This is a genomic window from Nostoc sp., assembly GCF_036919575.1.
In the GTDB taxonomy this organism is placed as follows: domain Bacteria; phylum Cyanobacteriota; class Cyanobacteriia; order Cyanobacteriales; family Nostocaceae; genus Nostoc.
Genome location: NZ_JBALBY010000092.1, coordinates 110274 through 133892 on the forward strand (window position 1 = coordinate 110274; position 23619 = coordinate 133892).

20 protein-coding genes are annotated in these 23619 nt (G+C 40.6%); 17 read left to right on the forward strand and 3 right to left on the reverse strand.

Annotation, left to right across the window (positions count from 1 at the left end; genetic code table 11):
• Together V7K27_RS23470 and V7K27_RS23475 are read right to left on the reverse strand one after the other, a co-directional pair.
• Complete coding sequence (locus V7K27_RS23470; protein WP_334950510.1) at nucleotides 1-1662, reverse strand: phage tail sheath family protein; 1662 nt, start codon at nucleotides 1660-1662, stop codon at nucleotides 1-3.
• Between the two features lie 61 nt (nucleotides 1663-1723).
• On the reverse strand, nucleotides 1724-2590 hold the full coding sequence (locus tag V7K27_RS23475; RefSeq protein ID WP_334950512.1) for a Pvc16 family protein: 867 nt from the start codon (nucleotides 2588-2590) through the stop codon (nucleotides 1724-1726).
• Between the two features lie 821 nt (nucleotides 2591-3411).
• Here V7K27_RS23475 and V7K27_RS23480 point away from each other — a divergent pair.
• From V7K27_RS23480 to V7K27_RS23535, 12 genes are all read left to right on the forward strand, one after another.
• Nucleotides 3412-4527: a sensor histidine kinase gene (locus V7K27_RS23480; protein WP_334950514.1), complete on the forward strand. Its 1116-nt coding sequence runs from the start codon at nucleotides 3412-3414 to the stop codon at nucleotides 4525-4527.
• A 297-nt stretch (nucleotides 4528-4824) separates the two neighbouring features.
• Entirely contained in the window at nucleotides 4825-5505 is a 681-nt protein-coding gene (locus V7K27_RS23485) for a response regulator transcription factor (protein WP_334950516.1), read from the forward strand.
• Nucleotides 5506-5729: 224 nt separating this feature from the next.
• On the forward strand, nucleotides 5730-7871 hold the full coding sequence (locus V7K27_RS23490) for a substrate-binding domain-containing protein (protein ID WP_334950518.1): 2142 nt from the start codon (nucleotides 5730-5732) through the stop codon (nucleotides 7869-7871).
• On the forward strand, nucleotides 7849-8469 hold the full coding sequence (locus V7K27_RS23495; protein ID WP_334950520.1) for an FHA domain-containing protein: 621 nt from the start codon (nucleotides 7849-7851) through the stop codon (nucleotides 8467-8469). The genes V7K27_RS23490 and V7K27_RS23495 overlap by 23 nt, the downstream gene beginning before the upstream one ends.
• A gap of 111 nt (nucleotides 8470-8580) precedes the next feature.
• Entirely contained in the window at nucleotides 8581-8817 is a 237-nt protein-coding gene (locus V7K27_RS23500) for a hypothetical protein (RefSeq protein WP_334950521.1), read from the forward strand.
• 2 nt (nucleotides 8818-8819) lie between these two features.
• The gene (locus V7K27_RS23505) at nucleotides 8820-9350 is read left to right on the forward strand and encodes a phage tail protein (RefSeq protein WP_334950523.1); all 531 of its coding nucleotides are present in this window, start codon (nucleotides 8820-8822) and stop codon (nucleotides 9348-9350) included.
• Nucleotides 9351-9388: 38 nt separating this feature from the next.
• Nucleotides 9389-12121, forward strand: coding sequence for a hypothetical protein (locus V7K27_RS23510; RefSeq protein ID WP_334950524.1), 2733 nt, complete (start codon nucleotides 9389-9391; stop codon nucleotides 12119-12121).
• Between the two features lie 304 nt (nucleotides 12122-12425).
• Nucleotides 12426-13022, forward strand: coding sequence for a CIS tube protein (locus V7K27_RS23515; RefSeq protein ID WP_334950525.1), 597 nt, complete (start codon nucleotides 12426-12428; stop codon nucleotides 13020-13022).
• A gap of 5 nt (nucleotides 13023-13027) precedes the next feature.
• Complete coding sequence (locus tag V7K27_RS23520; protein WP_334950526.1) at nucleotides 13028-14809, forward strand: VgrG-related protein; 1782 nt, start codon at nucleotides 13028-13030, stop codon at nucleotides 14807-14809.
• Nucleotides 14810-14819: 10 nt separating this feature from the next.
• A complete protein-coding gene (locus V7K27_RS23525) occupies nucleotides 14820-15305 on the forward strand; it encodes a PAAR domain-containing protein (protein WP_334950527.1) in 486 nt (161 codons plus the stop codon).
• Nucleotides 15302-15547, forward strand: a complete 246-nt coding sequence (locus V7K27_RS23530; protein WP_334950528.1) for a hypothetical protein — start codon at nucleotides 15302-15304, stop codon at nucleotides 15545-15547. The genes V7K27_RS23525 and V7K27_RS23530 overlap by 4 nt, the downstream gene beginning before the upstream one ends.
• A gap of 103 nt (nucleotides 15548-15650) precedes the next feature.
• Nucleotides 15651-15962 (forward strand): hypothetical protein, encoded by a 312-nt coding sequence (locus V7K27_RS23535; protein ID WP_334950529.1) that lies wholly within the window; start codon nucleotides 15651-15653, stop codon nucleotides 15960-15962.
• Between the two features lie 105 nt (nucleotides 15963-16067).
• Here V7K27_RS23535 and V7K27_RS23540 read toward each other — a convergent pair whose 3' ends face one another.
• Complete coding sequence (locus tag V7K27_RS23540; RefSeq protein WP_334950530.1) at nucleotides 16068-17540, reverse strand: eCIS core domain-containing protein; 1473 nt, start codon at nucleotides 17538-17540, stop codon at nucleotides 16068-16070.
• Nucleotides 17541-17889: 349 nt separating this feature from the next.
• Here V7K27_RS23540 and V7K27_RS23545 point away from each other — a divergent pair, with 349 nt between their 5' ends.
• The 5 genes from V7K27_RS23545 to V7K27_RS23565 all read left to right on the forward strand — a co-directional run bounded on the left by V7K27_RS23545 (nucleotide 17890) and on the right by V7K27_RS23565 (nucleotide 23619).
• A complete protein-coding gene (locus V7K27_RS23545) occupies nucleotides 17890-18354 on the forward strand; it encodes a GPW/gp25 family protein (protein WP_334950531.1) in 465 nt (154 codons plus the stop codon).
• A 263-nt stretch (nucleotides 18355-18617) separates the two neighbouring features.
• Nucleotides 18618-20816, forward strand: coding sequence for a putative baseplate assembly protein (locus tag V7K27_RS23550; protein WP_334950532.1), 2199 nt, complete (start codon nucleotides 18618-18620; stop codon nucleotides 20814-20816).
• Nucleotides 20817-20937: 121 nt separating this feature from the next.
• On the forward strand, nucleotides 20938-21921 hold the full coding sequence (locus tag V7K27_RS23555; RefSeq protein ID WP_334950533.1) for a phage tail protein: 984 nt from the start codon (nucleotides 20938-20940) through the stop codon (nucleotides 21919-21921).
• A 149-nt stretch (nucleotides 21922-22070) separates the two neighbouring features.
• Nucleotides 22071-23270, forward strand: a complete 1200-nt coding sequence (locus V7K27_RS23560; RefSeq protein ID WP_334950534.1) for a DUF4159 domain-containing protein — start codon at nucleotides 22071-22073, stop codon at nucleotides 23268-23270.
• A gap of 85 nt (nucleotides 23271-23355) precedes the next feature.
• The gene (locus tag V7K27_RS23565) at nucleotides 23356-23619 is read left to right on the forward strand and encodes a hypothetical protein (RefSeq protein ID WP_334950535.1); all 264 of its coding nucleotides are present in this window, start codon (nucleotides 23356-23358) and stop codon (nucleotides 23617-23619) included.

The window sequence follows — 23619 nt, forward strand, 5'->3', positions numbered from 1 at the left end:
CTACTCGTCATCAATACCATTCCATTGACTAATGCGGAAGACAACAAACTCAGCAGGTCGTACAGGGCAAACACCGACTTCAATATATAAACGACCGAGAATCTGGGTTTCTGGAGGATTCAATTCTGCATCACATTTGACATAGAATGCTTGCTCTGGTGTGGCTCCGAATAAAGCCCCTTCACGCCATAGACGTTCGAGGAAGTTGCTGACGGTACGGCGCACGCGTGCCCACAAGTCTTCATCATTCGGTTCAAAAACTGCCCATTGTGTACCCAATTCAATCGATTTTTCAATGTAGCTAAATAATCGACGCACGCTTATATAACGCCACTCGGTTTTATCAGGTTCGACTAAGGTACGTGCCCCCCAGATGCGAATACCTCTATTAGGAAAGTTGCGGATGCAATTGATGCCAAGGGGATTTAAGAGTTCTTGTTCACGGAAATTGGTGTCATAACTTAAGCCGATTACGCCTCTTGGTACTTCGTTTGCAGGCGCTTTGTAAACTCCCCTAGTTTCATCTGTTCGTCCCCAAACACCCATCATGTGACCACAAGGAGGTACAAGTATTGGTCTACCACCGTTGCGCGGGTTGGGAACTTTAATCCAGGGATAATACAGTGCTGCAAACATAGAACGACGGTTAAAGCTTCTTTGCAACCACTCAACTACTTCTTGGGGTTTGGCGCGATCTGGTGGCGAATCAAGTACAACCATACGATTAGGTGGATTAGGAATATCGCCACTAGCAGAACCCTCGCACATGTCAATCATGAGTCCCATAATGCCGTGAACTTGGTCTAAGTTCATGACTCCAGCTTCATAAGCCCGCATTAAATCGGGACAAGCTAGCATGGTAATTTCATCAATCTCGAAAATACCGCGCACGCCTGTACGGTCGTCGCGTACTCCCTCAACATCCTGTGAAAAGCGATCGGGCGGGGATGCAACGATCGCAGGTGTTAGTTCGTACTGACCATTTGTTGGTCGTCGCGCCAAGGGTTGTCCAGCTTGAGAGGAGTCTGCGACGCTGACATACAAGGAGTTTCGCAAAGCAGCGATCGCATAAGTTGCCACCTGAGTTGCTGATTCGCGGTTCATGGTCAAGTTTTCGTACTGTTCGAGAACTTCCTCACCACGAATAATTTGTAATGTGAAATACTCTCCTGTGTTTGGCGGCGCTTCTCCCTCAGTACCTTCAGGTAGGGCCTGGGGTGTACTGTCATTAATCACAATACTAATTGCCCCACCTGCTACCTGTTCGGGACGGAGGGTAAAGGTGAGGGAGGGACGATTTCCCCGACCAGTAATTTGTAAGGATGGGGCTTCTGGTGTGGCGGTTCTGGAAGTACTTGGTAATTGAGTACCTATACTTGCAATCCAGCAGCGACCGCCACCATTGATAAAATAGCCATAGACTGCAAAGGGTAAATAGGCATTGAAGTTGGTGAAGCCATCAGAGTTGGTATGGGCAAAGTAGTTGAGATATTGCGTCCAATTGGTTACTAACATGGGCTTAAATAACTCAGCCCCGCCACGCACATCTTCTGTAAAGCCGACAAACCCAGCTACTGCTGTACTAACACCTTCTATCGGTCGGCTACCTCGGTCTATTTCTTCAACGTAGACGCCAGGAGCTTTGTAATCAAGTCTTGCCATGAAAGTCTCTCCATTTTGGATTAAAGATTATAATTTTATGCAGTCGTAATCTCTGCCTTTGTTAGTTTTGACGATTTTGAATTACTGAGGCAGGTGTAAGTAAAATTTCTTTAACTGTGTAATTTTGGCTATCGATTAAGACGTTGCAGACTTGTGGCTCATAATCAATACATTTCAGTGTTAATACATAATTACCCAGTCTTAAATCTTCAAAAAAGAACAACCCTTCTTTGTCACTAGTTGCTGATTTCTCGGCTCCCCTAATGTTAATTTCTGTATCAGCAACTGGCTGCTGGGTTATTGCATTTTTGACAATGCCTGCGATCGCTACCCGCTTAGTTGATACTTTGCCATTGCCATTTTTTTGTAGTTGATCATATACGCTCATAATTCGCTCCCAAACCAAAGGTATGGAAGTCTTTTGTGGTTCAAAGGGTACTGTAACTGTTAAATATAAAGCTGGACGTAAGGGAACAGTGAGAGCGCTCCATAAAGAACCTACTTCAACTGGTGGTTCTACAGAAACTGTCATAGATAAATTGCCATAACCACACAGTTCAGGAGTTAAAAATTCCTCACGCAGTGAGCGATGACGCAGCAGTAAAGTTAATGCTTCAGTTAACAGCCGATGTTCGCCTAAAGTCGTACTATCCCAAGCCGTTAATATTAAAGATACATCAAACCAACTGGGAGACCAAGTTACAGTAGCAGGTTGTAACCCTGATTGTGCAAACTTACGTTCTACCTGCCTGCCAGAGTGTTGTACTTGCTTACTCTCTCGAATGTCATAAAAGTACAAATTGAGAGTAGGCCCGGTACTCTCGTCCCTGCGACTTCCTGGACGACTAAAGTCAATTTGCTCCGTACTAATGAGGGAGGTTCCCCCAGCTAGGATGGACGCTAGTGTATGAAGAAGGGAGACAAGCATAAAGATGCTCACAGGGGTGGAGATGCATTTATTCTAAAAGCATCAACCTGAGAAAGTTAATTAGACTTTTGTCGAGATTTAGCATGATAAAAATACTAATTAATCCAGAAATGTTGAATGCTGATACAAAATTTTACATATTCAGTTAAATGAACTTTAAAAAGCCTAAAATGGTCAACATAACATTCCGCCCAAAATTTAACATATTTTGGGCTATTTTTATGAGGTTTTTATTAACATTCAACACTTCTGTAATTAATCATAAGTAAATCATTGGCAAAAAAGGATCTGGTTACATTTCGTTACATAAATAGTACAGCACTCGCGTAAATAAAGATCCTATTTAGAATAAGCCAAAAGCTTATGGTACAACTCTTTTAACCTTTCCCTTTTTACTTTTTCCGAACGTAACCAGTACTAGTTTTAATTTTCGTCTACTTATCTTAATTTTTTTATATTAAGTTTATAGCTAAATATTAAGATTTTCTAAAGAAATGGCTATTTAGTAAATCAATTAAATTATACATTGGGAGACGTATCGACAAATCAGGTTTTGGAGAGAATTTTGCGTAAGTCCTATTGCCTTAACTTGTCACGAATGTTATCTAAACCTCGTCCATTTTGAAACCTGGAGTAGTGTGGGCATCTTGCCCGCTACTACCATTCGGGAGCAAGATGCTCCCACTACTTTGGAAAACTATGGTTCTCAAAATAGATGTGGTTTAAGTCAGATTTTATTCTCAAATTGATTAGGGTATTTACCATTTAATAGAAAATAAAACCAATTTACTTACCTGACAGCTTAAGAAGTGAGTTAAACAATGGTAGTAGACTCGTCTATCCAACACACAAAGACTGGTTATAAATCTTCACACTCTTTAAACGTACAAAGTTTATGTCAGCTACAACTTGAACAGTTAACAATTCAAAATCCTATTTTTTTCGCTCGGATTGTCTATTACGAGCCATTAATTAAAACTCATGAGGAAGTCATTAATTATGCTCCAACCCGACTTCCTTTTTCTCAAAATACCTTAGCTTACTTAAGGTCGGAAGAATGGTTGTTGGATTTCCCTCTTGGTTTTACATTAAATGAAATAAAGTTAAATTATTCTGTTGGCAATTGTTATATTTGTCCACTAGGTTACAGGAATAAACAACCTGAATATATCCAAATATTAAGCGATGAATCTCTCTCGCCTACTTTGCAAAATTACGTCAAACAATCTGCCATCTTAGTAAGCAACTATTTAGAGATTTATTTGGAGTGCGGGCAACAGAAAGCTGAAATTAAATTGCTTGAGGAGATAATTCAACGTGCAGGACATCAGTTACGTAATAATTTGGGGTTAATTGGTCTGTACGCACAAAATTTATCTTTGGGATTAAAAGATAAGCCTTTGCAAGAACAGGCAACAATTTTATGTGAAAGTATAGAAGAGCTAGATAATAATTTAACAGAGTTGATTTATTGTGGTCAAGGTGCAAAATTAAAGGTAAGTCTGCAAGACTTGCGAAGTTTAGTTTTAGAAAGTATCAAAGGTTTACAGATTTTAATTAATCAAAAGCATTTGCAAATATCTTTGCCTGAGAGTTCTACTATTTTGGTAATAGACTGCTTACAAATGAAGCAAGTTTTTGACAATTTGTTGAGCAACGCAGTTTATTTTAGTCCTGAAGGTGGAACTATTACCTGTAACTGGCAAGTTTTTCAAAATGAAGTACTAATTAAAATCTCTGATCAAGGTTCAGGACTATCTCAGCAAGACTTGCAAAAGATATTTACTCCTTTTTATTCTCGTCGTTCAAAAGGTACAGGGCTAGGTCTGACCATTGCTAAGAAAATTGTTCTTGACCATCAAGGAAGTCTTTGGGGTCAAAATTTGCCAAATGGAGGCGCTCAGTTTTCTTTGATATTGCCTCGATCTAAGAGTTAGTAAAAAGTTAAAATACAAGGGTGCAATTGAAGAAGAATGCAGAATCCAGAATTCAGAATTCAGAATCAATACTTCGGTAGAGCTACGTAACCATCAGTCGGGGATTGGGACCGGCGCAGGAATTGTTGTACCACCAAAAATTCTAGTTTTGTGGGGGTGCAAAAACGCCGATTATTCATCCGCTTTTTCGTTCAGAATATCCAACTTAATTCTGACGACTGGCGCCAATATTGCTGTTCGATAACAAAATAGGGTTAATCTATAGTTTTTTTGTTTTTTAAATGAACATTATATATTATGACTACTCCTCAAAAGCTTTCTATTTTACTAGTAGATGACGAACAACGCTTCCGCCAGGGGTTGCGATCGCTCTTAAGTTTTTATAGTGAAAGTAATTCATTATTATTAGAGATTGTCGGTGAAGCTGCTTCACCAGAACAAGCGTTGCAACTCGCACTTAAAGAGCATCCAAACTTAATTTTGCTTGATATGGAATTAGCTGGAGGTGATGGAATTAGCGTTCTCTTAAATTTAAAAAAAAATTCCTATAATGGCAAGGTTTTAGTATTATCAGCGCATCAAGAAGACGATTGGATCTTCCGGGCAATGCAAGTTGGAGCCTCTGGCTATGTATATAAAAACCGTTTGGCAACTCAATTGTGTGAGGCTATTACCACCGTGATAAAATCGGAAATTTATCTACCTTTAGAGGTTGCGAGTGGTTTTTTCCGTCATTTTCAGGCTTATTCTGAGTCTTGTTTGCAAGCCAGTCAAAAATTACACTTGACAGAAAGGGAGCAAGAAGTTCTACACTGGTTAACTGAAGGTTCTTCTAATGAAGAAATAGCTAAACATTTATATGTTACCGTGGCTACTGTTAAGGCTCATCTCACAAGTATTTTTGAAAAATTAAAGGTTACTAGTCGTACCCAAGCTATTGTAACTGCCTTAAAGTTAGGTTTAATTCAGGTTTCATAATTAATCGGTGTTAATTGTTAAAGGTGGAGGTTTGTAAGTTATTTAATCTAGTTGCCTTAATAATTATAGGATTTACGCACAAGAGATCCCCCAACCCCCGATAAATTGGGGGCTTTTAAGATTCCCCCCTTTTTATCGGGGGGTTAGGGGGGATCGAGGTTTCAGGTTTTCAATGCGTAAGTCCTGAATTATTTGAAACCAATGTCCATCTAGGAGTTTGCTAAGTGCCAGTTAAGGAAGATTTGTATAAACAATATCTCTGTTCTCGCAATGCACCATTAAATTGCGATCGCCCTTTGCAGACAGCGCAGGAAATACCAGGGGCTAAGTTTTGTTTGGAATGTGGTTTTCCAGCGACTTTAGCGCAAAATTCCGAAATTAAGGGCAATCGAGGCATTTATCAAGTTGGTAAATTTTTGTGTACGCGCTCTATGGGGCGATTATATTCTGGAATACAGATTAGCGATAACCAACCTGTAGTAATTAAAGAATATCTTTTACCCAATCGTTGTTTTAATGCCGAAGAGACGCAGCAGTGCAAACAGACTTTTCAGCAAGTGGCGGGGGTGAGTCTCGCAGATGGCAGAAACCAAAACTTTCGCCTGATTGAGCCTTGGGAAGCGATCGCTGATGAGCGAGGAGAACGCTGTTACATAATTACCAAAGGGGTAGAAGCATCCCAAACTTTAAGCCAATACCTGATCGCTAAAGGTGCAATGGATGCATCGCAAGTACGTCAAGTACTTAATCAAACTCTGCAAACTTTACAGTTCCTTCATACTTCATCGCTGCGCTTTCCCTCCAATCAAGTGCAACGTGGACTGGCTCACGGCAACCTCAGTCTAGATAGTATTTTAATTAAAGTAGAGAGTAATCAACAGTTTTATATATATCTTGATGATTTAGCTATCTGGGAAAGCTTATTTTACCCACCCCCTACTAAAGTCGCAAAACCTCAACCCGAACAAGATTTAGTAGCATTAGGATTAGTAGCTTTTTATCTGTGGGCAGGAAAAGCTGTAGATAGCACTTCGGGTCAATCTCTAAATCCGAGAAAAGCTGAAAATTGGTCGAATTCAGACCCTCACCTCAAGCAGTTTCTTTATCACTTAATTGGGCTAGACAAACCTTTTGAAAGTGCCGAAGCAGCTCGTAAAGCTTTGTTGGAACTACCGGAAAATCAAGCAAGCGGTGAAGTAGGTTCAACAGATGTAGAACAGCCAGATGATATTTGGCGATCGCCTTTAATTTTACTAGCAATTCTGGCTTTGTTCTTGCTTGGAGGAGGGATATGGTATTTTTTCTTCCGTTCTGGTCTACAACCCGATAATTGCGGACAGTGGTGTAAACTTTTATCTGGTTTTTCAGAAGTAAGCACTGTACCCGCAGGAGAATTTACTTATACAGCAGAAAGCAACAGTACATGGAGTACAGTTTTAAAAGAAAAACCAGAGAGCGTTACTCTTGAAGAAACTTTAACCAAACCGAAACCAGATGTCACATTTAATTATCAATCTGTGCCATCTTCGGATGTAAAGGCTGTGAGTGTGCCAATAGAAAAGGTGCGTAGTTGTCAAGAAGAGTATAAAGAAAAACAAAGTTGTCAAGCCTATTTTGCACTGACATCTTTAAACGTAGATCAAGAATTAGAAAGTAAACCTGTTGCCTATGACGGCTTACTAGTATTTGTTGGTTCTAGTAAGGATGACTCTGCTCCGGTAAAAGTACTTAAAGGTAAAATCAGTTTAGAACAATTGCGACAAATTTATACAGGCAAAATCACCAACTGGCGAGAACTTGGTGGTTCCAATCTTTCCATACAAGCTTATGCTCCTACAGAACCGGAAGCAGTGCGCTTTTTTCAACAGCAAGTATTAAAAGATGATCCGCAGCAAATAGCTTTATATAAAGAAGTTACTAAGCAATTTACCGAAATAACTGAGAACACTCAAAAGCAAATTAGGGCTAAATTCGAGAAAGGGGAAGCGGGTATTATCAGTTTTGGCATTCTCAGTAAAACTTGGAATCAATGTAACGGCTATCCTTTAGCTTTAGTTGATGACAATAACCGCGAAACTCAGCCACTGTTGCAGCTTAATGGCCAGCCAATCAACCCAGAAGTGAATTTATGTGACCGAAGATATTATTTTGATATTGAAAGTTTTATAACAGGTCGCTATCCTTTAGGATATCCTTTGAATGTAGTGTACCCTAAGGATAATAGTCTGCCTAATATCGGTTCAAAATTCGCCGAAATGCTTACTACCCGTGAGGGTCAATGCCTGCTAAAAAAAGTAGGGCTGGTTCCTTTACAGACTATACCTGAAAACGATAAAATTGCTCATGGCTGCAAATCGTTGCCCTAACTCCAGTTGCGAATATTTTAATCGTCCCTTGCCCAACCATGCTAAGGTCTGTCCTCTATGCGGCACGGCGTTGGGTGATATGATTGCTGCACCAGTCCAGCCTAGCTCGCCATTACCACCTACTCCCAATGTAGTTGTTTATCCACAAGTTCAATCGCAGACACCAGATCCTTTTCGGCCGAATCAGGTGCCGGTAGAGCAAACTAATTATCAGCCTCGGCCATCCTACCCACAGCAGGTTCCACCCTCACCACCATCTCGTGTGCCACCAGTACTAAAACTGGTTCATACAACAGGGAGAGAATTTTATTTGCGTGGGGAAGATGGTTGTATTGGTAGGCGATCGCAAATTCAGGGAACAGTACCAGAAATTGACTTAGTAGGTATTCCCGATGAAGGAATAGTTTCGCGTTCCCATGCGCGAGTGCATTGGGACTGGAATCAAAATACCTATATGATTTTAGACGACAAAAGCCGTAATGGAACTTATATCAACAGTAATCTTCTTTCTCCTGGAGTTCCTTATCGCTTGAGTCACGGTGATTCATTGCAACTGGGCCAAGATGGGTTAGTGCGGTTTACGGTGGTAGTGGCTTAACTTGTTTTACTCATAACATAAACAGACTCGACATCTTGAGTTCGACCTTTGGCTAATTCTGATTTTGGCGCAAAGCCTTTAGGCTGGAATTAGAAACAGGTTTTTTTAATTATGGACTCTAAACGCATACAACCATCTTTAACTCCGATTGGAGACATTGGTGGGACTGCTGGATACGCTGCTATGCCTACAACAGACGATGCCACCAAAGCGGTATCTGCTGCTGGCTTCGAGCTTGGCGACTCGTTATTAATGGACAAGTTGTGCGATCGCGTTTATGAACTGCTGCTAGAAGATATGCGATCGCAACGCGAGAGGGTAAGAAACTATGGTTCGACAAGGTGGTAGTAATGACTGATAACAATAATAATGGCAACATTCTCCATGAATTAAATTATGTCACTACAAATCGTTTCTATGTAGAAATAGACAGTACCATTGCGGCTTCTTTTACTGAATGCACAGGGTTAAGTGTTCAAATTAAGAAAAATATCTACTACGAAGGTGGTGTCAACGATCAGCAAAGAATTTATTTAGGAACCACAGAATTTGCAGATATAACCCTCAAACGTGGCATGACAAATGACCCAGTATTTTGGAACTGGATCACTGAAATTTTTGATGAACAAAAAAATAAAAAGATAAGTCGGCGCAATGTAAATATTATTGTCTTTAACCAAGCAGGTGAAACTATGAAGAGTTGGACTCTCATTGGTGCTATTCCTATCGCTTGGAAAACATCAGCATTACAAGCAGATGGCAATGCAGTTGCTATTGAAGAAATAACTTTAGCTTACGAAGGCTTGCAATTTGGTAAAGAAGGGGGAGGAGGAAATTCAACAACACGTTTTGATAAATCAGGATATTTCTCTAGCAGATGATATCACTTAGTAAGTAGCCCCAAGAACTTTAGCGACTTATGCAAATAATTCAAAAGTTTTTTAATGTAAATTTCAAGCCGCTAGTCAGAGAAAAAGATTTATTTATATCCAACAGATTTTTATTAAGAAAATCTCGTCCTTTTTTGTCAGCAAATATTACCAAACCATTAGTTACAATGAAAGCAATGAAGTTGTCATCGTTTGTACCTATGGTAAAACATCCAAAACTATTTCCTAAAATAAACCGAAGGAAACTATTGAATGAATGGGATATTAATGAGTGGGATAGTGAAATGCCATTTATTAAACCTGAGCCATTAGAAGCAATTAGACAAGAAGCCGAAATCCAAAATGATTATCCTCTTGAAGGCAAAACAATTACTTTTACAAATAACTTACCTAATAAGGTAGAAAGCTGTGCGCTAAACCAGCAAACTGAAACAAAACCTCAAAAATCGGCTAAAAAATCTCAAACTTCAAAACAAAAAGCTAAATCTAAATCCCCAAAAAAGATATCTCCTGTAACCAAAAGCATTAACTATTCTTTTGATGAAGTTAGCACTAGTAATCAAATAAATACTGAAGATTTGATAAAAGTTCCCGAAGATTTGCCTGCTGTAGCCAATCCTCAAGTATTAAATCGCTTAAATATCAGTGATGTTCAACATATACCCACTTTATTAGAAGATATTGAATCTAGCAGTGTCAATGTAAGCGATACAGAGACGATACCCCTTGCTAAAAAAACCATCCAAGCTAAGGAAAGCATAGAAATAATACCTATCCCTGAAAAATCTATCCAAGCTAGCAAAAACTCTGATTTAAAGTTAGCAGATATAAATACACAAGATTCTGTAAAATCTGAAGTAATTAATTCAGAAAAAAATGTTGGAGAGTCTTATCAAGATACACAGATTCAAAGAGAAATCCTCACGAATAGCACAGATATTTTATCAACTGGATTTATTGCAGATGAGGCTTTCGTAGTTAATCATAGTCCTAATTTGTCATCAGAAATAGGCTCAAATACAATTGGCTATGAAGCTGCACAGATAACACCAACACAAAAAGTATCAACCACTACCATCAACGGAATAGCAGAAACTCAAGAAATAACCGATACACATTCTCTGTTGGATGAATCGCTTCGGGAACACTTGGAAGTTAATCCCAATCATAACATCAGACCTCCTGCAAATACTCAAAATCAAATTCCTCCAGAGTTTTGCCCTCAACTGCAAGAGAAAAATGCGCCACAATCTGAAACTGATATTAGAAAAGATATTAGTAATTATCAAGAAATTAAGACTAATATAATTGGGGAAGAATCTGTACAAAATTATTCAATTTTAGAAAAACCCTCTTTATTAAATCAAGATAATAAATCTACTATTGCCAGGAATAAAGAAGAAGTTGAAAAAATAGGAACAGTCACAAAATCACTGCCAACGGAGCTTGTAAATTCAGGCTCTAATACACCACCAAAGCAAAATAATGACATGGCATCTGAGTTAGTAAAAACTTTACCTCAACAAAAAGATGAAACTACATTTATTAGCAGTACTGGGAACACAGAAATAGAAAATATTAGAGAAATTTTACCTACGGAACCTCAAAGTGGGTCTTTAGTAGCTAATTCTATTGCTCCTCCTCCATTAAACATTGACTCAGGTATAGTTGTACCTAAGCCTACACAAATGACACCAAGTTTGATAGAATTTACCGCATCTAATCCAGAAGATAAAATTATACCAGAAAATCAAGTAGTAAGTGCTACCAATTTTTTATCAACTCAAGAAAACCCTGATATATCGATAGAAAATAAAACTTTAGTATCTGAATTATTTGATAACAATGGTTTGGAAAAACTGCCAGCACCTCAAGGGTTTGCAGTTGGTGGAGAAGTTGAAATCTCAGGAAATTTAGTTAATCAACAAATTGCACCTTCTGATATTGTACCAGCAATGCTCACTCCAGGTGAGTTTGTAGTTAAGTCCACAGTTGCACAGAAAAACCTTAACTTACTGCATCATATTAATAGTGGTGGTAACGCAGAGAATTTAACTCAAATTTCTACACAACCTCTAAAAGTTCAACGAAAAGAAGAAAATTATACTAAAGTCGATGCTGATGAACCAGCAGAAGGGCAAAATTTGGATGTCGGTTTAGCAACTGAATTCAAATCTCTAAATCCATCTGCCAATTTATTGAATAGTGAACAAAAAGATATTTCAATCCTTCGTTCTATTCAGTCCGATAAGTTCAATCCTAAAACAGTTACTAACAGTACATCCTTCACTAACTATTCATCTGTTCCTCTAATTTTTAGGCAGAAAAACTCAAACCCTCATCAATCTTCGATTAATTCAACCTATGACGCGATTACTCAATGGTCAAGTGTTGAGGATTTATTGAGCGGGAACAATCAAGATGAAAACTTGGATAATTTCACACCTTTCAATTTTGCTGATGTGCCGTTTCATCGCAACGAACCAAAATTATCTGATGTTTCAGAATCAACAAATAATTTGGTTCACAAATATCCAATTCAACATTTTGCTGATGGAGGTGAAGTAACTGCACCGACAAAAATTACCAATACAGATTTACAACCTATTACTGAAACAATAGAACAGTTTGCTTCTAAATCTGATCATACCAATATTCCCGATCTAGAAAATTTGGCTCGTGAAATTTATGCTCGGCTGCGTCAGCGTTTAGAAATTGAGCGAGAACGTCATGGGATGTATTCTGGACGATTACCTTGGTAATCCCACGTTTATTATCACTGAATAAATGCAACTATAACCTAAGAGGTTGTTTTAAAAGTGTTTGGCTGTGATTTTAGGCACTGAATGATCCCCCCTAGCCCCCCTTAAAAAGGGGGGAAACAGAATCAAAGTCCCCCTTTTTAAGGGGGATCTAGAACGTTTTACTACCGACAAGAGGACTTTTAAAACATCCTCTTAACAGAGATAGCTGGAAGCTTTACCAATAACTTATAACTACCTTGACTATGAAGCTTTTATTTATATATACTGACATACCTAAATATTAAGATAAGGAGATATAAAAATGCCTTTAGAAAAAGCTAAACTTGTGTCATTTTATCCAAGAGAAGCAGGAACACCAAGAGAAGCACCAACAATTGAATTCATGTTTAATCCTGCACAAATAAGTATCCAAAGAACCTGTAAATGGGAAAATGACCCTGGTAATAGAGGAAATACTGCATTACCAAAAGTTAATTTTTCGGGAGTTGAGCCTTATAAACTGACACTAAGTCAAATTGTATTTGATACTTATGAAACAAGAAAATCAGTTATTGATGAATATCTAAAAAATATTAAAAAAGGAGTTGAATCTCCAGATGGAAAAGATAAACGCCCTCCTGTTTATATTTTGGTATGGGGTGACAAAAAATCCTTCCCTTGCGTCATGCTTAGTATCAGCTACAAAATAGATAAATTCTTGGCTGATGGCACACCAGTACGTGCAATTGTCGATATATCTCTACAAGAAGTCGATAAAGAAAATCCTCCAGGAGATCATCAATCTGCTTCTAAGGGACCCAATCGTAAAAAAGACTCCCTCTCAGCTAGAAAAAACAGCGCTTCTTCAACCGAGAAAAAGAATTCCTTAGTGCCAGAATCAGAGCAATCTTCATACTAATACCTATGCCTAATGCAACAGCCAGCCGTTATATTTGCCGTCCGTTAATTAAAATTTCTTCTGGTGCTGCCTGGTCAGATGCACCACCAGAGTTAATGAAAGATATAATGCAAATTACAGTGGAAGAAAGTTTGCATTTACCAGCAATGTTTACCTTGGTAGTACATAACAGTTATCTTCCTACTAGTAGCGATACCCAAAACCAACCTTGGCGTCATGAAGATGCGATCGCAATTGGTAATAAAATAAAAATTGGTTTCAGTTCTAGCACCACAGAAGATAATGCTTTTAAACAAGAAGGAATAGGATATTTAATTGAGGGCGAAATTACAGGCATTGAAGTTCACTTTACTAATAAATCTGAAGCTCCGATTATAATTCGGGGCTATGATATTTCTCACCGTTTACACAAAGGACGCTACAATCGGTCGTTTTTAAACGAAACTGATAGCGATATTGTCAAGAAAATTGTCCAAGAAGTAGGAATAACAGCTAAGGTAGATGACAGTGGACCGCCCCATGAATATGCTTTTCAAGAAAATCAAACTAACATGGAATTTCTGCGAGAACGTGCAGCTCGCATCGGCTTTGAATTATTTATTAAATGTGTCCAAGAAGGTGAATCAGATATTCGTAGTGAGCTGCATTTTCGCAAACCTGGAGCCGGGGAAAAACCTTTAAAATTGAAATGGTTAAAAGATGTTCTCAGCTTTAGTGTAAGAGTTTCCAGCGCTGAACAAGTAAGTGCAGTAGAAGTACGTAGTTGGGACTACACTCAAAAAAAATTAATTACCTCAACAGCTAAATCAGAACAGATAGTAACAAAAACCGGAAATAAATTAGGAAGTAGCACCAGCACCCAATTTAATCTTAATAAAAAGCCTCCAAAAATGATAGTTGTAGACCAACCTGTGTTTGGATCAAAATATGCAGAAGCAATGGCTCAAGCTTTGTGTGATGAACTGGGAGGAGAATTTATTTATGCTGATGCCAAAGCCGAAGGAAATCCCAATCTCCGACCTGGACGAGTAATTGAACTCGAAGATATGGGCGATCGCTTTAGTGGCAAATATTACGTTACTGAAACCCGCCATTGCTACAATCAAAGAATTTATACCACAGAATTCAGTGTCCGGGGACTACGTGCTGGTAGCTTGCTGACAACCCTAATGCCACCAACTCACCTACAACCAGGTCAGACATTCTTAGTTGGAATTGTTACCGATAACAAAGACCCCCAAGGCTGGGGTAGAGTCAAGGTCAAATTTCCCACCCTTACCGAAGACCATGCAAGTAATTGGGCAAGGGTTGTAGCGCCTGGAGCCGCCAACGGAAGGGGTTTTGATTGTTTGCCAGAAGTCAATGATGAAGTTTTAGTCGGTTTTGAGCATGGTGATATCCACCGTCCCTACGTCCTTGGCGGTGTATGGAACGGTAAGGATGCACCACCAGAAAAGGTAGATGACTCAATCCAACGCGGTAAAGTGCGGTTACGCACCTTTAAAACTCGCACTGGACATACCCTCCAGTTTGTAGAAGAAGATAAAGGCGGTAGTAAAACTGGTGTGCGCGTTGAAACTGCTGGCGGTCATAAAATATATTTAAATGATAGTGATGCCTGTGTGGAAATTGAAACTAATGGCGGTCATAAAATAACGATGAGCGATCGCAATCAATCAATTTCCGTAAATTCCACAGGTAACTTGTCATTAAAAGCGCAAGGGAATATTGAGATTAAAGCTAACGGTACAATTACCGTTAACGGTGCGATGATTTACCTCAACTAAGGAGTTGCCTATGCCTGGTAGACCTGCTGCTCGTGTCGGAGATATGACCGCTCATGGTAGCCCCTTGTCTGTGGGGCCAGGTAGCCTAAATGTGATGATTGGTAAAAAACCAGCTTGGCGCGGTATCTCCGCAGCCCAAGCCGCGCTATTAGCCCAAACCTTCGCCAAGGGTACGGAAGATATTGCCCAAGCCCAGGCAAAAGCTACCGCAGCTGCTGGAACCCCTGCTGCACCCGCAGCTACCGCAAACCTGACTAAAACTATCACCGAAGCCGCACAGAACATGGCTAAACTAATGGCTAGTTTCATGGCTGATATTCACACTTGTCCGGTGGTGAAAGTTGTAGTTCCCGATGGTGCAGGTGTAGTGATTGATGGTAGTCAAACGGTTTTGATCAACGGTCTTGCAGCTTGTCGGATGGGCGATACTATTCAAGAAACCACAAGTGTAAACAAGATTGTTTTAGGTGAGTTCACAGTCATGATAGGTGGATGATACCATCGGCGATCGCACTTTCCCTAAAATCCCAAACAGCGATCGCTCATTTGTACTTATCCAAAAACTCTAATGAGCGATCGCCTGTACCAATTTCGCTAATCGCATTTTTTGGTAGCGATCGCTTGACTTTTAAGACAGTCGCCGGGAGATTAGCGATCGCATTCAGCAGTCATAGTGCGATCGCTGCCAACATGATCGCCCCTACCTTTTCAACCGCGATCGCCTCTCCCTCATTTTGAAATGTTATGCTTGCTTCAAGGATCAAAAACTAGGGGCAATCATTCTCAAGTCAAGGTTTTTTTTGCTACTTGCCGTAGTCATCTGATTACAACTTTGCCATGTGTGACTGAAGTAATGTGGTTATTGTCATCTAATCGCCAGATTCAAAATTTGTTTTTCTCCCATTTAAGGCATCAGGTCTATGAGTGTGAACTGCTTTTGAGTGAGGATTTTATCCGAATTGCTGAGTTAAACACGCAATATGAAGACCTGCCTGGAGATTTTGCAGATTTATCTCTTGTGGTCATTTCTGAACGATTAAATATTGCGGCGATGCCTGCGGCGGGCTATGCCTACGCCACGCTGGATAAAGATTTCAACATTTACCTTCGTTATCAAACTCAACCATTTGAGCGGGCGTTTTTACCACAGTAAAAGTGTTGGGATAGCGATCTCATAACCCATGCCGATGTTGGGTTTCGTTGCCTCAACCCAACCTAAGAGCGAGCGATCGCACTACAAGATCGGCGACCGCTCTTTTCAGTGTTTGTTAAGTTTGTTTGTTTGTCTCCATTCACGCTTATACATCATTTCATACGATTCGTAGGTTGATGGGGCAAGTCTTGGCCAAGTGCCGTCAGTAGGTCTAATAAGAAAGCTCACCATTTTGCTAGCATTTGAAAGACCTTTTTGGTGAGCTTCTTGCTCAGATTCACCTGCCTTGATAGCTTCATTTCTCTTATATTTGTAAGCGCTTCGATACAAATCTTCTCCTGGTGCAAAATTCTTAGAATCTCCTAATTTATCCAACTCAAGCTTTGCCTCAAACTGCCTAATAGTTCCCATGATTTCTTCATCAACCATTCTCTTTACAAACGTATCTTCACCGAGCTTTTTGGCATCTGCTGATTGATTAGTATGGAACATTTGTGCATGATACATTTCATGTACAAAATATGATGCTACAACGTCTAGTGCTTGATTAGGGTTAAGCTGGCAAACCTTTGTATCTGGCGAAAAAGATGCAGCGGCACCTTGGGGATTCCATCCAATCGGAACTTGATATTGTGCCTTGATTTGTAAAGCCTCTCGACCTCGACTTGAGTTTTGTAACCGAGCCTCGATTTGTGCCCAAGTAACTTGTGCAGAATTTGTTCTCTCTTGTCGCTGAATCAGTTTTCTGTCGCCCTGTACCTGTGGCGTAAAAGTCTGCTGCACTACGTGAGTCAATTCATGCGCCGTCAACTCATTATTTCCCGGCAATTTACCTGAGCCAAAATATACATCTCTACCATAAGTAAAAGCCTGTGCGCCTAATCCCCGCGCCATCTGCACCGCTTCACCATCGGTATGTATTTTCACATGGCTAAAATCAACACCGAAGCGGGGTTCCATAAAGTTTCGCACATCATCCGTAATAGGACTACCTTCTCCCTTGCGACTGTGCAACCTGCTGGAAATATCGCTACTAGCTGCTAAACCAACGTCATTAAACCTTTGTAGCGAAGATTTAGCTTGAATAAGTTCTTCTTCCTCCTCTTCTTCGGGTATTTCTTCCCTTTGAATGGCAAGATTATCCAAAGATTTCATTTGCAAATTTTCTTCTTCCTCCTCTTCCGGTATTTCTTCTCGTTGCACGAGGGGAGTAATCATATTACCTAGAGATTTTAATTGTAAATTTTCCTCTTCTTCTTGGGGGCTTGTCTCGCGTTGGATGGCATTGTGATTTGTCCGATCGCCCATTCCCATCACTTGCTGGGCAACTCTATCCGCTTCTTGTTCGTAAAAATCTCCTGGTTGGCTAACTGTGAGTTGCCCTTGGGGACGCATGGAAATGCGACTAATTTCATGGATAACCGACGTTTGAGCAGTACCAGTCCTCAAACCGCTTGTGTCTGTTGCTAATTGTGGATAGGAGTAGCTGTCTGAAATTTGTTTCCGCCGTTGGATTCTTATGCGTTCGGCACCTCGCCGTAGCGCTTCGCTATCGCTCATTTGTTCCCCAACCTGCATAAATTGATGATTTTACGATCAAGCCTGTATTTATAAAACTAATATTGAAATTGATATTAAGATTTATACTATCACTTTTTGGTCATTGGATTTTAGATTTGGGAAACTTTACTCTTACAGACAAAACAGTTAGTTAAAGCAAGTTTTATGAAAATTTCCGATGTGTAGAGACGCGAAATTGTACTTCGTGCCGCTTTGCTAATGCGTCTCTACAACTCGACCTTTGGCGAATATTCTTATATCCCCTGTCCCATTATCTTTGAAGGTAAGTGGATGAAGTATGGTTCGTATTGAGTGTTTTAGCGCTAAAGCGCAACTATAAACCAATTGTTAAGGGAGGGCTGTCTGAATGCCAGATGCGATTGATAGTCAGCAACAGGACTACTTAGGGACTGGTTGGGCTTTCCCAATGTGTTTGAGTGTGCAAGGGGGAATACAGCTAAGTTCGGCAGCACAAAAAGTCAAAGAATCTATTTGGATTATCCTCCGTACTGGAGTAGGAGAACGGGTGTATCGACCTAATTTTGGGTCGCGGTTGGCGGAACTAATGTTTGCACCCATGAATAGTGAGACTTTAATGTTAATTCGCCTGTATGTCTTAGAAGCTTTGGAGGTTTGGGAACCACGCATCATTATTGATCGGGTTATAACTGAACCTTACCCAGTCAAGGGCATTGATAAGCAAATTAGCACTTACTCTACCAAGGGCGAACAAGGCAGGGTAGATATTATTATCGACTATCGTCTCAAAGATGAACCTGATATTTACAGCTTTGTCTATCCATATTACCTAGCTTCTGGCATGGAGTATTAACAATTCAAAATTCAAAATTCAAAATTCAAAATTAAAGACATTTCAGACGTTCGCGTAGCGGACGCACCAGAAGAGAAGTGCCTTGCGGGGGTTCCCCCCGTTGTGGCAACTACGTTCGATTTAAACCCCGATGGTTCCTGAGCCTGCGTCGAAGGACTGAAATGGATGCTACATATAGATTGCAGGTTCTTAAACCCTTTAATTTACGATAAATTACATCAGCATGATTTTTTAATCCCAAATCTAAAATCGGTATTATTATTGTGGAATTTAACTTTTTACCTAAATTACCCAATTCCAACTTAGACGATCGCAGCTTCGATGATTTAGTGCAAGAGAGCATCCTGCGAATTCCGCGCTACTGTCAAGAGTGGACAGACCACAACCTCAGCGATCCTGGAATTACCTTCATTGAAGTATTTGCTTGGTTAACTGACCAGATGTTGCTTCGGTTTAACCAAGTACCTCGAAAAAATTATATTGCATTTTTAGAATTGCTTGGTATTCGGCTTCAGCCGCCAGCGCCAGCCCAAACAGACTTAACCTTTTATCTGACAACTGACCTGCCAGAAACCTATATAATCCCTACTGGGGTCGAAGTTGCTACTCTGCGAACAGAAACGACACAAGCCATAGTTTTCAGTACCGACCGGCCTTTAGTCATTGCCAAGCCCCACCTGCGGCACTTTTTAACCGCTCCAACAACCGAGGAATTTCCCCAAGTTTTTCGTGACCGATTTACCAACGTCTGGACTCGCCAAGCCAATAATCTGTGGGGAGGTAACGAACAAATTCTGTTTGATGAAACTCCTCAGCCAGGTAACTGTTTTTACATCGTATTGGAACCGGAAGAACCTTTGGAGGGAAATGTCCTGGCAATAACGTTTCAAGGGGCTGCGGCTACACCTACCGGCATTAACCCCAATCAACCGCCGCGTCGTTGGGAAGCTTGGGATGGTGATAAATGGCAACCTATATTATTGCGGGAAATTGATGATGCCACCAAAGGCTTCAGTTTTCACGAAATTGCTCAACAGGGGGGTAATCCTGCCCAAGGAGCAGATGTAATTCTGCATTTACCTGAAAAATTGCCTGTAACAAGTTTTACCACTTATCGCGGACGCTGGTTGCGGTGTGTTTTAACGGCAACCGAGGCACGTCAATCTAGTTACAATAATTCTCCCCGAATTATCGGTTTAGGGGTACGTTCAATTGGCGGTACAGTCAGGGCTAGTCACAGTACTCTGATTCGGGATGAACGTTTGGGCATTAGTGATGGTACGGCCGGTCAAACTTTTCAATTACAAGGAACTCCGGTATTAGGACGTAAAGAAAACGAGTATATTTTGGTAACTCCTCCTGGTGGTTTACCCCAAAATTGGCAAGAAGTCTCAGATTTTGCTGATTCTGGCTCGGAAGACCGCCATTACACTATCGATTCTCTTAGTGGTACAGTCCAGTTTGGGCCTTTAATTCGTGAACCCGACCAACTACAAAAGCGATCGCAGATACGCAGTAAAATCCAGCAACCTGCACCAGAAGATACCATAATTCAAGTGCGCGATACAGAAACTCAAGCGCTGGATCATCAATATGGAGCAGTTCCGGCGCGAGGGGCTGAGATTAGAATGGTAGCTTATCGTATAGGTGGTGGTCGTCTGGGTAACGTCCAAAGTGGCGCACTCCAGTTTAAAAAATCGGAAATTCCTTACGTTGCTAGTGTGATTAATCATAAACCAGCGATAAATGGTGCTGATGCCGAATCGTTGGAACAAGCTGTGTTGAGAGCGCCGCAAATACTTCGCACACGCGATCGCGCAGTCACAAATGAAGACTTTGAAGTTTTAGCACAACGCGCAGGTGCAGGGGCTGTGGCTAGAGTTCGTTGTTTGCCAGCAGATAGCCGCAGTGGTGCGGGTACAGTACGTTTAATTGTCCTTCCTCAAGCAAATACAGATGCGATCGCCAAAGGAGAAGGCATATCTCCCGAACTCTTTACCTTACAGCCTGCACTTCGAGATCAAGTTTCGAGCTACTTAGACGAAAGACGATTGTTAGGAGTACAAGTACAACTTCAGGAAGCTGATTTTGTCGGCGTTTCTGTGCAAACAGAAGTAGCTTTAGAGCCAGCTTACTATAATCCCCTTGCTCAACAAGAGATTTTACTTAACTTACGAGTTGCCCTGTATCGATACTTAAATCCTTTAACTGGCGGTTTAGACGGTAAAGGCTGGCCTTTTGGGCGACCTGTGTATACTTCCGATATCGTAGCGTTATTACAAAAAATTCCAGGAGTGCGCTATCTGGGTGCAGTGGTGCTGTTTGCATTACGCAACCAAGATGGCATCTGGAGCCGTCAACCCGCACCAGAACCACTGATTGACCCAGGATCATTGGGCTTGGTGTGTTCCTGGACAGATAATCGCCTGCGATCGAGTCACATAATTAATCTGATCGAATAGCGTCAGTAGCGATCGTCAACTGTTTTTCCACTCCCGTAAAAATGCTCTTTACCCCGCCCCTAGTCCCCAGATGGTTCAAACTACATTTAGCCCCAAAAAAATAGATATTCAATTAACCCCAATGCGAATTTCTGAGGGTGTACCTCTGGCTGGCTTTAATTTAGCTGCGTCAGAGAGCATAGCAACAGCCCCAACTGCCTCTAGTTTGGTGCTGCACCCTGGAGAACCCAGCGAGTTGATTGTACAAGTAAAGAACTTAGTGCAACATAACTTGCGCTTGACATTGAGAGTAGAAGGATTTCCTGCTGAGTGGTGTCAAATCGGCACAGAAGCAAGAGAACTCCCACCTGGAACGCAGATGGATGCGGTGCTTTATTTTCAAATTCCCGCTACATTTTTTGAAGACCAAGAAGCACTGCGTCCAGGGAACAAAGAGCAGTTAGAGTTAAATTTTCGTAGTCGAATTGTTATACATATCGACGCAGACACAGAACGAGAACAAATACAAAATGCAGATTTCGGTTTATATATCCGTCCTTATAGCGCCTACATGGATTTTTTGCCTGTTCTATATCGGGAAGTAGACTTTATCGGTCGCTTCATGAAGATATTTGAAGAAGCTTATCAACCAGTAATTGACAGCTTCAATGTCATGTGGGCAAACCTAGACCCATTGACAGCACCACGCGCTCTATTGCCCTTTTTAGCACATTGGGTAGCTTGGCCTGTTGATTCTATTTGGAACTTGCATACATCAAGACGTTTAATTCGCCGTGCAGTAGAAATTTACCGTTGGCGGGGTACTCGTAAGGGTTTGCGTTTGTACTTGCATCTTTACACAAACTTGCCTCTAGACGAACATTTGCCCAATGAGGCTGAAAAACATATTAGTATCACAGAACCTTTCGGTCAAAGTTTTGTGTTACAACAAGCACAATTGGGAGAAGCAGTGTTAGGAGGTGGACAATCTTATCATTTTGTCGTCCGTTTGCGCCCGGAACATCCTAATAGCATTAACGAACAGCTGGTACGACAGATTATCGACCAAGAAAAACCCGCTTTTTGCACCTACGAATTATTTATAGAAAATCCCTCAACAGTATAAATTAATTTATGCTTAATCAAATTTATTTCCTTCATAATCATACATAATTCCTCAAAAATTATATATAAATAATTTTTATTTCCTCTGCGTCTCTGCGGTTTAACAAAATTAACCAATCCAAAATCTAAAATCCAAAATCCAAAATTACTATGTCTCACCCTTTCCCTCCACCTTCAATTAAACCCTTTGAACGCCTACAAGCCTCAGACGGACTATTAATTAATGCCGAACGTTGGCGCAAAGCACATGATTATCATCGGCTGCGCCAAAATGCTCATTATCAATGCTTAAATCAACCAGGGATTGTTTGTGGTTTGGGTGTACAAGTAATAGCAGCCCCCCGCGAAGTAGAAGCCCAATTTCGGGATGGACGCTGGGTAAAAATTCAGCCAGGGATTGCTATCGATTTGGTAGGAAATCTAATTGTTGTACCAAACACCATTGACTATCGGATTGCTAGCGAAGTCCACGATTCTGACCCTGTAATGCTGTATTTAGTAGTAAGTTATGTAGACCCTGATGAATTGCGTCGCACTTCGCAACGCGAAGTTGTACAAGAAATGTATCGTATTGATGAAAAAAGCACTATCCCAGGAAGTACAGAACTAGAAATTTGTCGCGTACTTCTACAATCAGGAGAGGCCACAATCACTCAACCTGCTGATGTTTTCTTCCCTGGTTATAACAATATTGATTTGCGTTACCGTCGTCACGCACAAGCACGTCCCCAAGCAATTGTTCGCATGGCGCAGGTAAATCACAATGACCCGGAGTGCGCCCGGAGTTTCTTTAATTTATCATATTTATTACAAGCTGTAGAAGCTTTATATTCATCTTTACGAGGGACTGAAGAAGTAGGCCAGGTTACATTTAATGAAAATCTTCAAGAATATGACTTACTTTATTTAACGGGCAAACAAGCATTATCTCTAAATAGTCTTGAATTTGACAACCTTAAAAAATACTTGAATACTGGCGGCGTGCTATTAGTTGATGCACCTTTGGATGGTAATGCTCTCATTGAAAGGATTCATGGTTTGGCACAGCAATTAGAGAATCCTTTAAGACCTTTAGATGAGTTACGACGAGATCATCCTTTACGTACACGCCCTTTTTTGTTTGCTGCTTTGCCAATGATTAATCAACAATTGATTCAAGTGTTAACAGGGGGAGGAATTATTTTAATTATTGGTGATTTAGGCTCTGCTTGGGGGCTGGATAGAGCATTGAGTTTACCCCGGCTTACTATTCGCACGGCACAGGAATTAGGGGTGAATATTTTGAATTATGCTTGGAAACGGCGGCAGTTGATCGGGTTGCAGCAGGAGGATTATTCGGGACAGTGGTGACACAATTTTAGATTTTAGATTTTGGATTGGGCAACTCTAGTTCAATTGTCATAGATGTAAGTTTAGCGATCGCCTACCAGTTGAGTTGGTAGCCAGGGCAAACGCATCTTATCCCTACAAATTCTATTGTGTACGTGTAGCGACCGCACTATTTACTGTATTCGACTTAAGTCTAATTTTTGCCATTCATCCAACCGGCAATTTCTCTCTGTTATCAACACCTTCTCTAACTTGGCTGTTGCGATCGCCAAAACCTCTGACTTTTTTTCTAAATAACGATACTCTGGCAGATCAGATATTTGGCGATCGCGCTAAAAGAAAATTTCCTGACTTAAAATTACACAGTTAA